This is a genomic window from Stenotrophomonas sp. YJH_SMC_25, assembly GCF_059369595.1.
Genome location: NZ_JCAFSV010000017.1, coordinates 15654 through 32812 on the forward strand (window position 1 = coordinate 15654; position 17159 = coordinate 32812).

The 17159-nt window shown below is 65.5% G+C and carries 16 protein-coding genes and 1 pseudogene; 10 read left to right on the top strand and 7 right to left on the bottom strand.

The features are described from left to right. Position 1 precedes the first annotated feature (1 nt). From AC5P7E_RS18470 to AC5P7E_RS18480, 3 genes are read right to left on the bottom strand one after another with little or no spacing between them, the layout of a single operon-like run. A complete protein-coding gene (locus tag AC5P7E_RS18470) occupies positions 2 to 601 on the bottom strand; it encodes a DUF6436 domain-containing protein (RefSeq protein ID WP_012481503.1) in 600 nt (199 codons plus the stop codon). Beyond that, complete coding sequence (locus AC5P7E_RS18475) at positions 601 to 879, bottom strand: hypothetical protein (RefSeq protein ID WP_227852303.1); 279 nt, start codon at positions 877 to 879, stop codon at positions 601 to 603. The genes AC5P7E_RS18470 and AC5P7E_RS18475 overlap by 1 nt, the downstream gene beginning before the upstream one ends. A 55-nt stretch (positions 880 to 934) precedes the next feature. Continuing rightward, the gene (locus AC5P7E_RS18480) at positions 935 to 2350 is read right to left on the bottom strand and encodes an aminotransferase-like domain-containing protein (protein WP_114619004.1); all 1416 of its coding nucleotides are present in this window, start codon (positions 2348 to 2350) and stop codon (positions 935 to 937) included. Between the two features lie 183 nt (positions 2351 to 2533). Here AC5P7E_RS18480 and cyoA point away from each other — a divergent pair, with 183 nt between their 5' ends. The 5 genes from cyoA to AC5P7E_RS18505 are packed head-to-tail and all read left to right on the top strand — an operon-like array spanning position 2534 to position 7079. Further along, entirely contained in the window at positions 2534 to 3439 is a 906-nt protein-coding gene (gene cyoA / locus AC5P7E_RS18485; protein ID WP_099472679.1) for a ubiquinol oxidase subunit II, read from the top strand. Positions 3440 to 3444: 5 nt separating this feature from the next. Continuing rightward, on the top strand, positions 3445 to 5421 hold the full coding sequence (cyoB, locus tag AC5P7E_RS18490) for a cytochrome o ubiquinol oxidase subunit I (RefSeq protein ID WP_043034249.1): 1977 nt from the start codon (positions 3445 to 3447) through the stop codon (positions 5419 to 5421). Further along, complete coding sequence (gene cyoC, locus AC5P7E_RS18495; protein WP_080281857.1) at positions 5418 to 6053, top strand: cytochrome o ubiquinol oxidase subunit III; 636 nt, start codon at positions 5418 to 5420, stop codon at positions 6051 to 6053. The genes cyoB and cyoC overlap by 4 nt, the downstream gene beginning before the upstream one ends. 1 nt (position 6054) lies before the next feature. Then, on the top strand, positions 6055 to 6387 hold the full coding sequence (cyoD, locus tag AC5P7E_RS18500) for a cytochrome o ubiquinol oxidase subunit IV (RefSeq protein WP_005411473.1): 333 nt from the start codon (positions 6055 to 6057) through the stop codon (positions 6385 to 6387). Between the two features lie 11 nt (positions 6388 to 6398). Beyond that, positions 6399 to 7079: an SCO family protein gene (locus tag AC5P7E_RS18505; protein WP_114619003.1), complete on the top strand. Its 681-nt coding sequence runs from the start codon at positions 6399 to 6401 to the stop codon at positions 7077 to 7079. A 102-nt stretch (positions 7080 to 7181) separates the two neighbouring features. Here the strand turns inward: AC5P7E_RS18505 and AC5P7E_RS18510 are convergent, their stop codons facing one another. Both AC5P7E_RS18510 and AC5P7E_RS18515 read right to left on the bottom strand, forming a co-directional pair. Next, positions 7182 to 7760 (bottom strand): hypothetical protein, encoded by a 579-nt coding sequence (locus AC5P7E_RS18510; protein ID WP_005414757.1) that lies wholly within the window; start codon positions 7758 to 7760, stop codon positions 7182 to 7184. Continuing rightward, entirely contained in the window at positions 7760 to 9526 is a 1767-nt protein-coding gene (locus AC5P7E_RS18515; RefSeq protein ID WP_043034251.1) for a S8 family serine peptidase, read from the bottom strand. The genes AC5P7E_RS18510 and AC5P7E_RS18515 overlap by 1 nt, the downstream gene beginning before the upstream one ends. 248 nt (positions 9527 to 9774) lie before the next feature. Here AC5P7E_RS18515 and AC5P7E_RS18520 point away from each other — a divergent pair, with 248 nt between their 5' ends. The 3 genes from AC5P7E_RS18520 (at position 9775) to AC5P7E_RS18530 (ending at position 12037) form a co-directional block, all read left to right on the top strand. Beyond that, positions 9775 to 10185 (top strand): hypothetical protein, encoded by a 411-nt coding sequence (locus tag AC5P7E_RS18520; protein ID WP_043034252.1) that lies wholly within the window; start codon positions 9775 to 9777, stop codon positions 10183 to 10185. A 108-nt stretch (positions 10186 to 10293) separates the two neighbouring features. After that, positions 10294 to 10734 (top strand): DUF2231 domain-containing protein, encoded by a 441-nt coding sequence (locus AC5P7E_RS18525; protein WP_099562468.1) that lies wholly within the window; start codon positions 10294 to 10296, stop codon positions 10732 to 10734. After that, positions 10727 to 12037 (top strand): PQQ-dependent sugar dehydrogenase, encoded by a 1311-nt coding sequence (locus tag AC5P7E_RS18530; RefSeq protein WP_062605462.1) that lies wholly within the window; start codon positions 10727 to 10729, stop codon positions 12035 to 12037. The genes AC5P7E_RS18525 and AC5P7E_RS18530 overlap by 8 nt, the downstream gene beginning before the upstream one ends. A gap of 147 nt (positions 12038 to 12184) precedes the next feature. Here AC5P7E_RS18530 and AC5P7E_RS18535 read toward each other — a convergent pair whose 3' ends face one another. Beyond that, positions 12185 to 12835 (bottom strand): exopolysaccharide biosynthesis protein, encoded by a 651-nt coding sequence (locus tag AC5P7E_RS18535; RefSeq protein WP_033833724.1) that lies wholly within the window; start codon positions 12833 to 12835, stop codon positions 12185 to 12187. 149 nt (positions 12836 to 12984) lie between these two features. On the opposite strand from AC5P7E_RS18535, the gene yidA reads away from it, so the two are divergent. Beyond that, complete coding sequence (gene yidA, locus AC5P7E_RS18540) at positions 12985 to 13818, top strand: sugar-phosphatase (protein WP_114619002.1); 834 nt, start codon at positions 12985 to 12987, stop codon at positions 13816 to 13818. 15 nt (positions 13819 to 13833) lie between these two features. Here yidA and AC5P7E_RS18545 read toward each other — a convergent pair whose 3' ends face one another. Next, a complete protein-coding gene (locus tag AC5P7E_RS18545) occupies positions 13834 to 14367 on the bottom strand; it encodes a hypothetical protein (protein ID WP_133050235.1) in 534 nt (177 codons plus the stop codon). 297 nt (positions 14368 to 14664) lie between these two features. Here AC5P7E_RS18545 and AC5P7E_RS18550 point away from each other — a divergent pair. Next, positions 14665 to 16983: pseudogene (locus AC5P7E_RS18550) on the top strand (TonB-dependent receptor). Positions 16984 to 17159 lie beyond the last annotated feature (176 nt).

Genomic DNA, 17159 nt, shown 5'->3' on the forward strand with positions numbered 1-17159 from the left:
CTCAGCGCTTGGCCTGCCAGGGGCAGTAGCAGCCCACGGCAAGCAGTCCCTTTGGGCGCACGGTCTCGCCGCGCACCAGTCTGTCCAGCAGCGGTTCGACAAAGCTGTTGGCCGAGTTGCAGACCATGCCGATGCTGTACGGCCCGGCATAGGCGAGGTGGCCCTGGCGATCCCAGATGGCTACGGCGGGGCTGGCCGGGATGTGTTCGATACCGTCGATGGTCGGCAGGTTGATCACCTTGTTGCGCAGCGGCTCGGGCAGCTCGCCCTGGGTACCGGGGCGGCGGATCGCATAGAAGTCGATGCCGGCGCGGCGGTACATGCTGATCAGGTAGCTCAGGTGCGCACCGGTCTCGCGGTTGCACACGCCGCAGGCCGGGTCCCAGAAATGCACCACGCGGATGCGGCCGGTATCACCGGCCAGATCGGCCGGCAGGCGCAGTTGCGAGTCGTCGAAGACGATGGCCTGTTCGGTGAAGGTGGACTGCGCGCTGTAGCCGAAGTACTGCCACAGCGCAGCCGCCACGCCGGCCATGAACAGGCAGGCGAGGGCGATCATCGTCGGCAGCAGCCAGCGGCGACGCGGCGCGGCTGCGCCCATCAGGACGCGTCCCCGCCGAACTTGTGCACGTACTGCTTGCGCATCTCGCGGCAGGAATCGGCCTGCGCGCGGCGCTGGATCTCGCTACGCGACGGATCCTCGCTGCGCTGCAAGCACTGCTCGATGGCGTGGCGTTCGGCGGCCTGCACGTCCACGGTCTGCGGCTGCAGGCAGACCCAGGCCAGCGCGGCCAGCATCAACACCACAAAGCCACCGCACCCGGCCATCACCAGGTGGAACTTCAGTTTCTCGGCGCGCATCGATGCACGTCCCTTCATCCATACATTGCATACAAAATATCATCTTGTATGGATGAAGTGCCATGCACCCGGTTCAGACGATGGCGTTGTGCCGGGCCTCGGGGGCTTCGGACAGAATCTCGTTCAGCTTGGCCAGCGCCCCGGCCAGCGCGCCCTGGTCGACCGCGCCGCCCAGCGACAGGCGGATCGCGTTGCCCGGCGGCGGCTCTTCCACGCTGAAGGCATCCGAGCTGGCGATGCCCAGGCCCTGTTCCTGTGCGGCCTGGATCAACCGGTACTGGTCCAGCCGTGGCGGCAGCGGCAGCCACACATGCAGGCCGGCCGGATGCGCCTGGGCGCGGGGCGGCAGGAACTGCGCGGCAATCGCCTGGCGCTCGCGCAGTTCCTGCTGGAAGCGCTGCACCATGTCCCGGGCCTGGCCGCTGCGGATCCACTGCGACGCCACCGCCACCATCGACTGGGTCGGCATCAGTGCGATCGCACGCAGGGCGTCCAGCACCGGTTCCATCGGCTCGCCGGCCGGCACCACCAGGTAGGCGGTGCGCAGGCCCGGCGCCAGGCACTTGGACAGGGTGGAGATGTAATACACCGGGCAACCGGCGTGGCGGTGGGCGGCCAGCGGTGGCGCGGCGTCACCGGCCAGCAACCAGTAGGGATCGTCTTCGATCACGGTCAGATCGTGGCGCTCCGCCACCGCCAGCAGGGCCTGCCGGCGCTGCGCCGACATCGTTGCCGTGGTCGGGTTCTGGATGGTCGGCACCAGGTACAGCAGGCGCGGGCGACGTAGCTGGCAGGCCTCCTCCAGCGCGCCCGGCAGCATGCCCTCGGCGTCCATCGCCACCGGCACCACGCCCCGCTGCAGCACGCGCGCGGCGGCCAGCAGGCCCGGGTAGGTCAGCTGCTCAGCGGCGATCAGCTCGCCCGGCTGGGTGCGGGCCAGGATCAGCGCGCACAGCGCGGTCTGCGCGCCCGGGCAAATCACCACCTGGTCGGCACCGACCGTGCCCAGCATTGGCGCCAGCCACTGCACGGCGGCGGCGCGGTCCTCACGGGTGCCGGCGCCGACGTGATAGCTCATCAGTTCGCCCTGGCCCAGCTGCTGGCCCACGTGCTGGAAGCCGGCCTCCATGCCCTGTGCGAACGGCGCGCTGCCCAGCAGCGGCGGGATGTTCATGCTCAGGTCCACCGAGGTGCTGCGGTTGCCGGCCGACAGCGCGATGAAGGTGCCGCCGGCGCCCTGCGCGTCGAGCAGGCCGGCCTGGCGCAGCTCGGCGAAGGCGCGGGTGACCGTGGTCAGGTCCACGCCCACCTGCTGGGCCAGGTCGCGCTGCGGCGGCAGCCGGTCGCCCGGGCGCAGCACGCCGTCATCCACCGCCTCGCGTACCTGCTGGGCAATCTGCAGGTACAGCGGGCCGGCGCCCTCGCGGAAGGGGCGAACCCAGGTGCGATTGGGGTGTTTCAGGCGGCGGCCGGCGGCAGGTGGCGTCATCGGTCAGTTTTTTCCATACGTGCAGATGCACAATTCCATACAATGATGTATCTTGTATGGGCTTGATTGGAGTGGTTCGCCTGCTTGTAGGCGACCTCGTACCCACAGTGTAGCCGCTCCACGCCCGGGCGCTGCGCGCAGGCGAGCCGGTCAAGCGCGCTTCTTCAACAGGGTTGACCTCCAATGAATATCTGCTGGAACCGCATCCGCCTGGCGCTGGTCGCCCTGGCCTGCGTCGGCCTGTCGGGCTGTGACTGGGTGCTGCTGGATTCGAAGGGCATGGTCGGGCTCGCCCAGCGCGACCTGATCCTGATCTGCATCGGCCTGATGCTGATCGTGGTGATACCGGCCATCGTGCTGACCTTCGTGTTCGCGTGGCGCTACCGCGCCGGCAACACCAAAGCCAAATACATGCCTGACTGGTCGCACTCCACCAAGGTGGAGATCGTGGTCTGGGGCGTGCCGCTGATCATCATCGCGGTGCTGGCGGTGATCGTGTGGAAGTCGACCCACGAGCTGGACCCGTACAAGCCGCTGGACGTGGCCGGTGAGCCGCTGCACGTGGACGTGATCGCCACCGACTGGAAATGGGTGTTCGTGTATCCGGATCTGGGCATCGCCACGGTCAACCAGCTCAACTTCCCGGCCAACCGCCCGCTGGCGTTCAACATCACCTCCAACTCGACGATGAATACCTTTTTCATCCCGCAGCTGGGAGGGCAGATCTACGCGATGGCCGGCATGCGCACGCAGCTGCACCTGATCGCCAACGAGCCCGGCCAGTTCCGTGGCATGTCCGGCAACTACAGCGGGCATGGCTTCTCGAACATGAAGTTCATCGCCACTGCCAGCAGCAACGAAGACTTCGATCGCTGGGTGGCCGAGGTGCGCAGCGCGCCGGACGCGCTCAGCTTCACGCAGTTCAAGGCGCTGGCCGCACCGTCGAAGAACGTACCGGTGCAGCACTTCTCCAGTGTTGAACCGCTGCTGTTCAAGAAGGTCATCGACCAGTTCATCGGCGTCGGTGAGAACACCGCTGCTGCTACCCCGGCGGGCGCTGCCGGCGGTGCCCAGGTTTCCCAGGAGTAACGAACATGTTGGGTAAATTGACGTGGGAGGCCGTGCCACTGCACGAGCCGATCGTCGTGGTCACATTGGCGGCCATGGTGCTGGGCGGCCTCGCGCTGCTCGGCGCGGTGACGTACTTCAAGCTGTGGGGTCCGCTCTGGCGTGACTGGTTCACCACCGTGGACCACAAGAAGATCGGCATCATGTACGTGGTGGTGGCGCTGGTCATGCTGGTGCGTGGCTTTGCCGATGCGCTGATGATGCGCGCGCAGCTGGCGGCGGCCGGGCCGGGCAGTGACGGCTTCCTGCCACCGGAGCACTACGACCAGATCTTCACCGCGCACGGCGTGATCATGATCTTCTTCGTGGCCACCCCGTTCGTGGTCGGACTGATGAACATCATCGTGCCGCTGCAGATCGGCGCGCGCGACATGGCATTCCCGTTCCTCAACGCCTTCAGCTTCTGGATCTTCGTGGTCGGCGCAGCGTTGATGATGATCTCGCTGGGCGTTGGCGAATTCGCCATGACCGGCTGGGTGGCCTATCCGCCGCTGTCGGGCATCGAGTTCAGTCCAGGCGTCGGCGTGGACTACTACATCTGGGCATTGCAGGCTTCGGGCGTCGGCACATTGCTGACCGGCGTCAACCTGTTCATCACCATCCTGCGCATGCGTGCGCCGGGCATGACCCTGATGAAGATGCCGGTGTTCACCTGGACCGTGCTGGTCACCAGCGTGATCATCATCGCCGCCTTCCCGATCCTGACCGTGGCGCTGGGTGCACTCACCCTGGACCGTTACCTGGACTTCAACTTCTACACCAACACGTTGGGTGGCAACCCGATGATGTACGTGAACCTGGTGTGGGCCTGGGGCCATCCGGAGGTGTACATCCTGGTGCTGCCGGCGTTCGGCATCTTCTCTGAAGTGACTGCCACGTTCGCGCGCAAGAAGCTGTTCGGCTACAAGTCGATGGTGGGCGCCACGCTGGCGATCGGCATCCTGTCGTTCATCGTCTGGCTGCACCACTTCTTCACCATGGGCTCCGGTGCCAGCGTCAATGCCTTCTTCGGCATCATGACGATGATCATCGCCATCCCCACCGGCGTGAAGATCTTCACCTGGTTGTTCACCATGTACGGCGGCCGCGTCGAATTCAGCGTGCCGATGCTGTGGACCATCGCCTTCCTGGTCACCTTCACCATCGGTGGCATGACCGGCGTGCTGCTGGCCATTCCGGGTGCGGACTTCCTGCTGCACAACAGCCTGTTCCTGGTCGCGCACTTCCACAACACCATCATCGGCGGCGCGCTGTTCGGCTACCTGGCCGGCTTCGCCTACTGGTTCCCGAAGGTGTTCGGCTTCACCCTCAACGAGCGCCTGGGCAAGTGGTCGTTCGCGTGCTGGGTGATCGGCTTCTACCTGGCCTTCATGCCGCTGTACATGCTGGGCTTCATGGGTATGACCCGTCGCATGAACCAGTACGACAACCCGGCGTGGACGCCGTACCTGATCGCCGCCTTCATCGGTGCACTGTTCGTGTTCGCGGGCATCATCCTGATGCTTGTGCAGATCTACGTGAGCGTGCGCGACCGCAAGCGCAACCTGGACCTGACCGGCGACCCGTGGAACGCACGCACGCTGGAATGGGCCACGCCGTCGCCGCCGCCGTTCTACAACTTCGCCGTGGTGCCCAAGGCCGATGAGCTGGACGCCTTCCACGAAGCGAAGAAGCGCGGCCTGCCGCCGCCGCCGAAGAAGTACGCACCGATCCACATGCCTAAGAACACCGGCGTGCCGCTGGTCCTCAACATCTGGATCCTGGTGCTGTGCTTCGCCCTGGTCTGGCACATCTGGTGGATGGCCGCGGCCAGCTTCATCGCGATGATCGTGACACTGATCGTGCGGTCCTACGACGAGGACGTGGACTACTACGTCAGTTCCGACGAGGTGGCGCGCACCGAAGCGGCCAACCTTGCCAAGCTGAAGGAGGTACGCGCATGAACCTGTTGACCCGCCCCGAGCTGGCCAGCGACACGCAGGCGCACGAGGACCACCACGAGCACGACCACGGCCACGAACAGGGCGGCATGAAGGTGTTCGGCATGTGGGTCTACCTCATGTCCGACCTGGTGCTGTTCGGTTCGCTGTTCGCCTCGTACGCGGTGCTCAGCACCGCCTACGCCGGCGGCCCCACCGGCAAGGACCTGTTCTCGCTGCCGTTCGTGATGGCCGAGACCTTCCTGCTGCTGGTCTCCAGCATCACCTACGGCCAGGCCGTACTGGCGATGCATCGCCACGACACCTCGGCGGTGCTGCGCTGGCTGGGCGTGACCTTCGTGCTCGGTGCCTCGTTCATCGGCATGGAGATCTACGAGTTCTCGCACCTGATCCACGAAGGCGCAGGCCCCAGCACCAGTGCCTACCTGTCGGCGTTCTTCGCGCTGGTCGCCACCCACGGCCTGCACGTGGCCAGCGGCCTGATCTGGATGGCGGTGGTCATGCACCAGGTCTACCGCCGTGGCCTGACCCCGACCAACATCACCCGCGTGTCGTGCCTGAGCCTGTTCTGGCACTTCCTGGACCTGGTGTGGATCTGCGTCTTCACCTTCGTCTATCTGATTGGAGCCTTCTGACATGGCCCACGTCGAAACTTCGCGCGCCGGCAATGCGCACGGCTCCACCAAGTCCTACCTGATCGGCTTCGTGCTATGCGCGCTGCTGACCGTGGTGCCGTTCGCACTGGTGATGAACCCGGTGCTGTCGCGGCCGCTCACGCTGTTCCTGCTGGTTGGCTTCGCGGTGGCGCAGATCCTGGTGCAGCTGGTCTATTTCCTGCACATGGACCGCAAGTCCGAAGGTGGCTGGAACCTGGCCAGCTTCGTGTTCACCCTGGTGATCCTGTTCATCATCGTCGCGTTGTCGGTCTGGATCATCTGGAGCATGCACTACCACATGATGATCAACTGAGCCTGCGAACCGTGAAAGGCATTGCGTTCCCCCAACGTGGCCTGCGGCTGGCCGCAGGCCTGCTGCTCGGCCTGCTGGCCGGCTGCAGTGCGCAGTCGCGCATGGACTTCTACTCCAAGGACATCGCCTGCGAAGAGCTCGGCCAGCAGTGGTCGATGCCCGACAGCCACGGCACCGTGCGCGGCCCGAAGGACCTGCAGGGGCAGGTGACCTATCTGTTCTTCGGTTTCACCAGTTGCCCGGACGTGTGCCCGACCACCATGGTCGAGCTGAGCCAGGTCAAGCACCTGATGGGCAAGGATGCCGACCAGCTGCAGGTGGTGTTCGTCAGCGTTGACCCGGCCCGCGACACCCCGGAGGTTGCGCGGACCTACGTGGAAGCGTTCGACCCCAAGGCAATCGCACTGGTCGGCAACGAAGCGCAGCTGGCGGCGATGGCCAGCGACTTCAAGGCGTTCTACGAAAAGGAACCCGGTCAGGTACGGGATACCTACACGATGAGCCACATTGCCGGTGGCTACGTGTTCGACCGCCAGGGGCGACTGCGCCTGTTCGCGCCGTACGGCATGCCGGTGGAAAAGCTGTTCTCGGACGTGCAGCGCCTGCTGCTCGAGCCCGGCCACCCGGCCGCCGGCAACGACGCGCTGGCCAGCTGCCACCTCAAGCACAGCGGCACACTCGCCGCCCGCTGACGCCACCTCCACCGCGGTGGGTGCCGACCGTTGGTCGGCACACCCCCACACCAATCCCCGGCCGGCCAGGAGAGCCAGCCGGCCGGGGCACCGCTCAACGCCTTACTTGGTCTCTTCCCACTGCACCACGTCCGGCTCGGTGGCGCGGATACCGGCGGTGGACAGCAGCCTGGTGGTCGCATCCAGTGCCGCGTTCACCGACGGATACTCCACGATGGCCTGGCCCGAAGCCTTCGACACCTTCACCACGGTGCCACCGGTGGCCGTAGCCGCGCGCTGGGCCGATGCCGCATCGGTGAAGAACACCTTGACCCGCGAGGTCGCCACCACCGGCGCTCCGTCGCGGGAGACCGCCGCCGCGAACTTGCCGGCACCGGCATCAGCAGGCGCGGCCGCTGCGCCATCCAGCGAACGCTTGGTACGCGAACTGGTGGTCGCCGCCGCCTGCGGGGTGATCGTGAACTGACCGCCGCTGGCCTGCTTCACGGTGGTCGAGGGGGATAGCTGGAAGCGCGTGCCGCCCACATCGAACGAACGGCCGGTAGCGGAGGCCTTCAGTTCCTGCGCATCCACGGTCGACAGGGTCCTGGCTGGAGGGGTCTGCCCCGAGCTCTGTGCCCAGGCAGGGGAGGTCATCGCCGCGAAGGCGAGCGTGCTCAACAGAATGGTGGTCTTCATCATCAGTGCCCCAGAACGCGGATCTTGAAGAATTCGAGGTTGCCACGCGATGCAGCGGTCGCGGCCTGCCCCATGTCGGTCACTTCCAGCGTCCAGGTGCCGCTGGCACTCTCATCCAGGAAGGCATTGCTGGACAGCAGGTCCCAGCTGGTGAAGTTGCTCTGCGCGCCACCCGTGCCCGAACCGATCGCGGTGAACGCCGGTTGCACCACGCTGCGGGTGCCGCTGGGCGACACCAGCACGAACTGCAGCTGGCGCGTGTTGCGGTGGTTGACCCGGAAGCCCAGCTGCACGCTTTCGATGTTGCGCGCGCCGTTGGCCAACTGGAAGGTCAGGCGTGCGGCGGCAGCCGAGGTGTTGCCGATGGCCACGGTACGCGTGGTGTTGCGCCAGCCGCTGTCGACCAGCGCACCGAGCGACTGGAAGTTCTCGGCGACCTGCACTGCACGTGCAGCGTTGACTACGCCGAAGCCGTACCAGTTGCTGTAGGCACGGCCGGCAGCATTCACCGTCCAGCCCGGCACCAGCGTGCGCCCGTCGGCCAGTGTCACCGCCGGCTGGTTCGGGTGGTTGCGGGTGGCGGTGGTGGCCAGGATGTACTTCACATCGCGATAGGACAGGTTCGGATTGGCTTCCAGCACCAGTGCGGCCACGCCCGACACCATCGGTGCCGACGCGGACGTGCCGTTCATCTTGGCGGTGTAGTTGCAGGTGCTGTCGATGGCCGACAGGTTGCTGTCCAGCGTGTTCTGGCGGTTGGTGTTCTTGTTGCTGCCCTGCGCGCACCCGGTCACGTCGGTGGTGACGATGGCCGGGTCGTAGGCGCGTGCCACCAGGCCCGGGGCGTACTGCGCCTGCAGGCCGTACTCGCCGCCAAAGGCCGACACCCACAGCGCCGAGCCGGTGGAGGAATACGACGAGCGCACGCCATCGGCGCGCACCGCGCCTACGGTGATGACGTTGAACAGGTTGTTGCGCGGGTCGCGGCCAGCCGGCACGCAGCCGGTGTTGCGGTTCTTGGTGTCGGTGGTGCAGACATCCTGGGTCTGGCTGATCGAGGCATTGTTGAAGTTGTTACCGGCCGACTTCACGTAGATGCCGCCGCGGCCACCGCGCGTACCCGACAGGGCTTGCTCATACGAACGAATCGTGTTTTCGCTGTACGCCAACGGCAGGTTCGGATTGCCCGGGCCGGCGCCCCAGCTGTTGTTGAACACCTGCACGTCGGCCGACTCCGCGCCGTCCCACCAGGCGTACTCGATGTTGCTCTGCTGGTTGCCCAGGGCTGAGCGCGAAATCGGGTTGAAGCCCTTCAGCGTCGCCGCCGGGGCCACACCGCGCACGCCCAGGTTGTTGGCGCCCACCGCACCGGCGATGCCACCGACCATGGTGCCGTGGTTGTCGACATCCGGGTTGGTCGGGGTGGGGTTGTTCGAGCCATTGGTGAAGTTCTTGCCGGCCACCGCGGCCACGTTGGCCGCCAGGTCCGGATGCGCGATCTGCAGGCCATCGTCGACGATGGCGATGGTGACGCCCTGGCCACGGATGCCATTGCGGAACAGGCCATCCACGTTCAGATCGTTGCCGGCCACCGGCAGTGTGTCGGCCGGGACCGTCTGACCGGTGTTGAGCAGGTGCCACTGGATACCCGCCAGCGGATCAGCCTGTTGGGCCTGGGCGGTGGCGGCCAGGCTGCCCAGCACCAGGGCAGTGGCGAGGGCCAGGCGCGCAGAGCGCGGTGGCGCGGAGCGTTGCGTGTGTCGCTTCATACACGAATCCTTCTGTTGTGAATCGGCATGGCAGGACGGCGGGGCGGAACTACCCCATCGCAACGAGCCAAACGCGACACAACGAAGAACTCCCTACCTCTTCACACCCGCAATGTGCGAATGTGCCAATTGCGTCACAAACACTTAGTACGTCAGGTTATGACAGGGCGCGCGAATGCCTTCACGCCATCTTCGCGCGCTTGCTTCCGGTGCGGGAAACTCGGGTAATCACATGCAAGTGAAGACACATGAAGAATGGACGCCAGCGTGCACGTGCGCGCGCAGACCAGACCCCGCTCTCGGTTGCCGCCATCCGCAAGGTGGTGCTGTCGATGTACCACCGTCGCCACGATTACTGGACCGATGCGGATATCGCCGAGCTGCTGCCGGCGCTAGCCACATTCAATATCACCACGGTCAAACAGTTGCGCTTGCTGATGAAGCGGCACCGACGTGCGCTGCTGCAGGAGGAAAGAGTGAAGATGCGTAGGGCGCAGACACTGCACCTGCTGGCTGAGGATGGTCCCTGTGGCATCGATGTGCACGCCAATACCAGCTTCTACGCCATCGGCGGCCTGGTCCGCACCAGCATGGAACACGAATTCGGCTTCGAGACGATGCTGCCTTTCCACGAGGTGCGCGAGGACGAACCCGCGTAGCGCGGTGCCCTCCCGGCGGATGTGGCAGCCCCGCCGGGGCATCATCGCGCGCCCTCACAGCCCGCTGTGCTACTACAGCCCGTGCACCCTTCCGCACGGAGCACGATGATGGTCAATCCGCTCGCCCAGGCCCATCGCGGGTTCGGCACCACGCTGTTCAGCCTGTTGAACCCGATACCCTTCGGCTTCTTCGTCGGTGCACTGATCTTCGACGCGATCTACCTCAACAGCGCCGAGGTGATGTGGGGCAAGGCCGCCGCCTGGCTGATCACCTTCGGCCTGATGATCGCCATCCTTCCGCGCCTGATCAACCTGTTCGCGGTCTGGCGCCGCAACGGCACGGCCACCCGTATCGACCGCATCGACTTCTTCCTCAACCTGGTCGCGGTGGTGCTGGCCATCTGGAACGCCTTCGTGCACAGCCGCGATGCGTATGCCGTTGCAGTGCCGGGCACGATCCTGTCGGCGCTGACCGTGGCCCTGATCGCCTTGGGCCTGATCCTGCTGTCACTGCAGCCGCCGGTGCTGCAGGGAGGTCGTCATGGCTAAGCACATCCTGCCCACCGTCGCCGCCTTGGCATTGGCCGCCGCCCTGTCGGCCTGCGCCGGCAAGGCCGAGTACCATCCGGCCGACCAGTCGGGCCCGCAGCCGCCGCTGCCCAAGCCGGCCAACTTCCTGATGCCGCCGATGCAGGTACCCAAGGGCGTTGGCTGGGCTGATGGACAGACCCCCACGGTGGCCGAAGGCCTGAAGATCGAGCGCATCGCCGCCAATCTGCAGCATCCGCGGCGGCTGCTGACCCTGCCCAACGGCGATGTACTGGTGGTGGAAGGCAACGGCCCCGGCGAAGAACCGGTCACCACGCCCAAGCAGTGGATCGCCGGCAAGGTGAAGGCGCGCTCGGGCAAGGCCGGCAAGGGCGGCAACCGGGTCACCCTGCTGCGCCGCACGCCGGGGACGAACACCTGGACCCAGCATGTCTACATCGAAGGCCTGCATTCGCCGTTCGGCATCCAGCTGATCGGCGACACGCTGTACGTGGCCAACACCGGCAACATCATGCAGTACCACTACGTGCCCGGCGAAACCCGCATGTCCGACAAGGGCCGCGAGTTCACCGACCTGCCCAGCACCATCAACCACCACTGGACCAAGGAACTGCTGGCCAGCCGCGATGGCAGCAAGCTGTACGTGGGCGTGGGCTCCAACAGCAACATCACCGAAAATGGTCTTGCCGTCGAATACCGCCGCGCGGTGGTGCTGGAAGTGGACGTGGCCACCCGTGGCAGCCGCATCTTTGCGTCGGGCATCCGCAACCCGACCGGGCTGGACTGGGAGCCGAGCACTGGCCAGCTGTGGGCAGTGGCCAACGAGCGCGACGAGATCGGTGCCGACCTGGTGCCTGATTACCTCACCTCGGTGAAGGAGGATGGCTTCTACGGGTGGCCCTACAGCTACTACGGCCAGCACGTGGACGAGCGCGTGCAGCCGCAGCGGCCGGACCTGGTGGCCAAGGCGATCACACCGGATTACGCCATCGGCTCGCACGTGGCGCCGCTGGGCCTGCTGTTCTACACCGGCCAGGCGCTGCCGCCGCAATACCACGGCGGTGCCTTCATCGGCGAACACGGCAGCTGGGACCGCTCGCCGCTGAGCGGCTACGAAGTGGTCTACGTACCGTTCAAGGACGGCAAGCCGACCGGGCGGCCGCAGACCGTGGTCAGCGGCTTCGCCTCGAAGGACGAGAAGACCCTGATGGGCGCACCGGTGGGTATGGCCATGGATGCCGAAGGCGCGCTGCTGGTCGCCGACGACGTGGGCGACGTGGTGTGGCGGGTGTCGGCCAAGTAGCTGTGTAGCATCGAGCCATGGCCGAAGAACATCCGGTAGAGTCGACTGTCAGTCGACTCGCGCGCGCAGCGCGTGCTTCCCCGGTAAGCAGCGAAGGGCAGTCGACACTACCCTGTCGACTCCGCCCTGCCGGTTCTGCCACCGGGTTCAGCGTGCCCGGAACCCGCTGAACACCGACTCGGCGGCAAACCCCACGCCACCCAGCAACACGCCGAAATACACCACCGTGGCCACCAAGAAGCCATAACCGGCCACTACCGCCGCACCATCGCGCTGGATGAAGCCAATCGCAAAGGACATCAGCGCCAATGCCGGCAGCGTGTTGCTGAAGGGAATCGGTCCGGCCGGCGCCATCAGCAGCAAGGTGGCGAACACCAGCATCAGGTTGTTCAGGCGCATCATCTTCTTCGAGCGCACCATCACCGCCAGCCGCATCGGCCGCGACAACCGCTCCATGCGGTGCACCCACTTCAGCGCACGGCCGAGGTTGGCCTTCAGCTTGTCGGTGGCGATCTCGCGGCGCGCCAGTTTCTGCGGTACCCACAGCGGGCGGTTGCGCACCCGGCTCAGGCCGATCAGCAGGATCGAGGCGCCAAACACGGTACTCAGCCCCGGAATCGACACCGGAATAATGAAGATGGCCGAGAGCAGGATCACGATCAGCAACAGGCCTTCATCGCCCAGCGCACTGAGCAGGGTGCCGACCCTCACCTGGTCGCCGGGCAGCTCGTCGATCATCTGCTCGATCTGCTGGGCCAGGGGGGCGCTGTCGTCGGTTTCGGGGGCACGGTAGGTCATGCGTCGCAAGCTTCTCCAGGGAAGGGCGGTCAATGGGCCGTCCTGCGGTGGGGAACGCACAGGCTCCTGCAGTATCCCGGCCAACGTGGGCAAAGAGGTGAACCGGCCATGAGGGGGTAAACTGGCGTGCCCCGCACGAGTTGAACGCAATGGACATGGGCCGCAGGCAATCGACCATCGAACTGGTCGCCATCGACATGGATGGCACCCTGCTGGACCCGTCGCACCAGCTCACCCCACGCGCCAGGAAGGCCATCGCGCAGGCGCGCGCGCTGGGCGTGCACATCGTGCTGACCAGTGGCCGCCCGGTTCCGGGCCTGGCGCCGTACCTGCACGAGCTCGGCATCACCGGCAACGACGACTACTGCATCGCCTGCAATGGCGGCCTGGTGCAGCGCGTCGGCACGCGCGAAACCGTGGTCGACTATCCGCTCAGCTTCGACGATTTCCTGTTCTGCGAGCAGGTGGCCCGCGAAGTGGGCGTGCACTTCCAGGCGCTGGACAGCCAGCGCATGTACACGCCCAACCAGGACATCAGCTACTACACCGTGGCCGATTCGCATCTCTCGCGGATGCCGCTGTCCTATCGCCGCGTGGAAGACATGGACCCGTCGATGTCCTTCATCAAGCTGATGATGATCGACGAGCCCGAGGTACTGGATGCCGCCATCGCGCGCCTGCCCAGCGCGCTGACCGAGCGCTTCGCGGTATTGAAGAGCGCGCCGTACTTCCTGGAAGTGTTCGACCACCGCGCGGGAAAGGGCCCGAGCCTGCAGAAGCTGGCCGAGCACCTGGGCATCGACCGCGCCAACGTGATGGCCATCGGCGACCAGGAAAACGATCTGACCATGCTGCAGTACGCCGGTACCTGCGTCGCGATGGGCAATGCCATCGATGCGGTGAAGGCGGTGGCGCGGTTTGAGACCAGCAGCAATGCTGATGACGGCGTGGCGCGCGCCATTGAGGCCTACGTATTGCGTTGAGGCGCCAAGCGGCGCTCAGCGCCTCAGGCCCAGCACGCAGTGCGGAGCATCGCGCTGGCTGCGGACGATGATCTCCTGCGCTCCTACGGTGAGCGAATGGTGCTGCTCGTGGTTCCGCGCGATCAATGGCGCACCATGGCTGGGTGGATAGATGAATGGCTGCAGGGTGTAACGCTTAGCCAACCGCTCCAGTGGGAAGCATGGCGTATCCACGAACGTGACGAACAGAAGGCGGATTTCATCGTCCTCGCCGCGTATAACGCGATACTCCACGTTATCGATGGCAAAGCCATCGGCGGTCAGCATCGGCTGTGACCGGTAGATGCGCGGTCCTGCATCCTTCTCAAATGAAAACGGCGCGATGATGCCCAGCTCATGCAACTGGGCCGGGCTGATCGGCGACGGCGTGGTGACGAGCGCGTCGATCAGGGCATCCAGACGCTGTGGGGAACGCACTTCAACTCTGTCGTGCGATAGCGCAGTTTCCATGCACGAAAGCAACATCATGCCAACGCTGGCTATTGCTTTCCAGGTGGTCCAGCGGGTCATCAAGGCTCCTGCCAATCTGGAATCGGGTATCTGAAGATACCGGACAGGACGATACCTGCGTATAGCCGCGCTGTACCACGGTGCAATGGCGGATGCGGCAGTGCGATGCAAGAATTTCGCACGTCGAAATCACCCCACCGAATCCCACGGCAGATGATCGTCTTCGTCTGCTGACCGGCGCGCAGCGCGCCGTCACCCCCTCAACGCGATCGCACCGCCAGCCAGGGCGCCGACACCGGTGCTGCAACGCGCTGGGCGTGCGCCTGCGCCGCTCTCTCCCTGCACCTGGATCTGCCCATGAACACCCCACCCACGACGCGCCTCGCCCTGGCCATCATCGCGGCGATCACCGCACCTGCGTACGCAGCAGACACGCACGATGCCGCGCACGACTCGCCCACCACGCTCAACGCCCTGCAGGTCATTGCCACACCGCGCGGTGCGGCCGTGGCACCGACCCAGGTGGTCGGCCCCAACCGTTACATCATCAAGGCAGACGACCTCGACGCGATGGTCACCGGCAACAACGGCCTGGCGATGCTGAAGCAGGTGCCGGGCGCCAGCTACACCGCCACCGACGGGCTGGGCCTGGATATCTCGGCCACCAGCCTGTTCGTGCGCGGCTTCCGCATGAACGAAATGGGCATCACCTTCGAAGGCGTGCCGCTGAACGACAACGGCTTCCTCTCGCTCACCGGCACCAGCGTGGTGAACGTGGGCGTGCCCGATGGCATCGGCGCGATCACGGTCAGCCCCGGTGGCGCACCGGTCAGCGTGTTCTCCAGCAGCGTCAACGGCGGCAGCCTGGAATACCGCCTGCGCGAGCTGCAGGACACGCCCAGCCTGCGCGTGAAGCAGGGCGTGGGCAGCAACAACACGCTGGTCACCACCGCATCCGGGCAGAGCGGCCAGCTCGGCGAGCATGGCCCGAAAGTACTGGTCGACCTGCAGCGTGTGTCCGCCGACAAGTACCAGGGCGAGGGCACGCAGAACTTCCTGCGCGGCGACCTGAAGCTCCAGCAGGACGTCGCCTGGGGCGATTTCACCGTGTTCCTGTCAGACAGCAAGGCCAAGGTCTGGGGCTACAACAACATCTCCTTCGACATGATCCGCAAGCTGGGCTGGAAGGCCGACATCTTCTACCCGGACTACGCTTGGGCGTATTACGTGGCCTCGCCGGAGAATGCGGACAAGTCCTGCGGCGCCTACACCTGCGGTGAGCTGTCCGAACTGATTCCGTACGACACCGGTCAGATCACCCGTGACCGGGTGTCTTCGATCAGCCATCGCTTCCAGATCAGTCCGGCGCTGAGCGGCAACGTGCAGTTGTACAACGCCAACAGCCACACCCAGGCCACGCTGACCGACCCGACCGTACCGTCACCCAACGGCGCGCCGTTCTCCGAACAGGTGCAGACACCGCGCCTCAACCGGCTGGGCGGCATGCTCAACCTGCAGTTCGAGGCGGGCGCGCACACCTTCACCGCCGGCTTCTGGCAGGAGAAGAGCAAGGCCGCCGCCAAGACCGAGTGGTACCAGCAGCCGCTGCTGGGCGAGGGCCCGCCGCTGAAGGCCACCGGTCCGTTCGATGTGTATGGCCCCGCGTTCAAGACCGACAACGCATCGAGCTGGGTGACCCGCTCGCGTCAGTTCTACCTGCAGGACGACATCGTGTTGAACGACACGCTGAAGCTGGGTGTCGGCTTCAAGGCCGTGGATTTCCGCACCAGTGGTGGCGGCCTCGGTGATGCCAAGGACCGGCCGGTGAACGGCACGCTGCGCGCGAAAAGCAACTTCCTGCCGCATGTCTCGCTGTTCTGGAGCCCGACCGAATCCACCGATGCCTTCATCGACCTGGCCAACACCATGAACGGCTACCGCGTCGCCCAGCGCGGCAACATCGGCTACACCGCCTCGGCGTGGACCATCACCGACCAGGAAGAGTTCGATCGCGTGGCGGGCACGCTGCGTCCGGAGAAGAACTGGAACCTCACCGTGGGCGCGTCGCATCGCTTCGACCGGCTGACGATCACCGGCGACGTGTTCTACAACGACATCCGCAATCGCCTGCTGTCGGCGGCCATCGGCACCCAGTTCGCACAGATCAATACCGTGCGGTTGATGCCGAAGATGCACGTGATCGGTGCCGACCTCGGCATCACCGCCGATCTGACCGACCACCTGCAGTTCTACCAGGGCGTGGCCGTGGCCCGTTCCTACTACGACAGTGACTTCGTGGTGGGCGACACGGTGTACCCGATCAAGGGCAACGCCCAGCCGGGTTACCCGCAGATCTCGCTGGTCAGCGACCTGTCGGCGCATTTCGGCGATTGGCGTTTTGGTGCCACCAGCACCTCCTACCTGCGCCAGCCCTTCACCTACGAGAACGACATCCGCGTGCCGACGTTCTGGTAGGTCAATACCTATGCCGCCTACCGCTTCGGTACGGACAGCGCGGTGCCCGGCCTGGAGCTGCGGCTGGACGTGAGCAACCTGTTCAACCGCCACAACATCGGCACCGCCACCATTGCAGGCTCGTCATTCTCGGGGGATTACCAGACCCTGCAGCGCAGCGCGCCACGGCAGCTGATGTTCAGTACCTCGATGACGTTCTGAGGCAACGAAGGCCGGGGTCAGAGCCCTTTGCTGCGCAAAGGGATCCGACCCCGCAGCCATCCCGTGATCGGGGTCAGATCCCTTTGCGCAGCAAAGGGCTCTGACCCCAGACCCAGCTTTGCGCGGCCGGCAGCGATTTTCCGGCAACGACGCAAGGTTCCCACAACGTTGCTGGG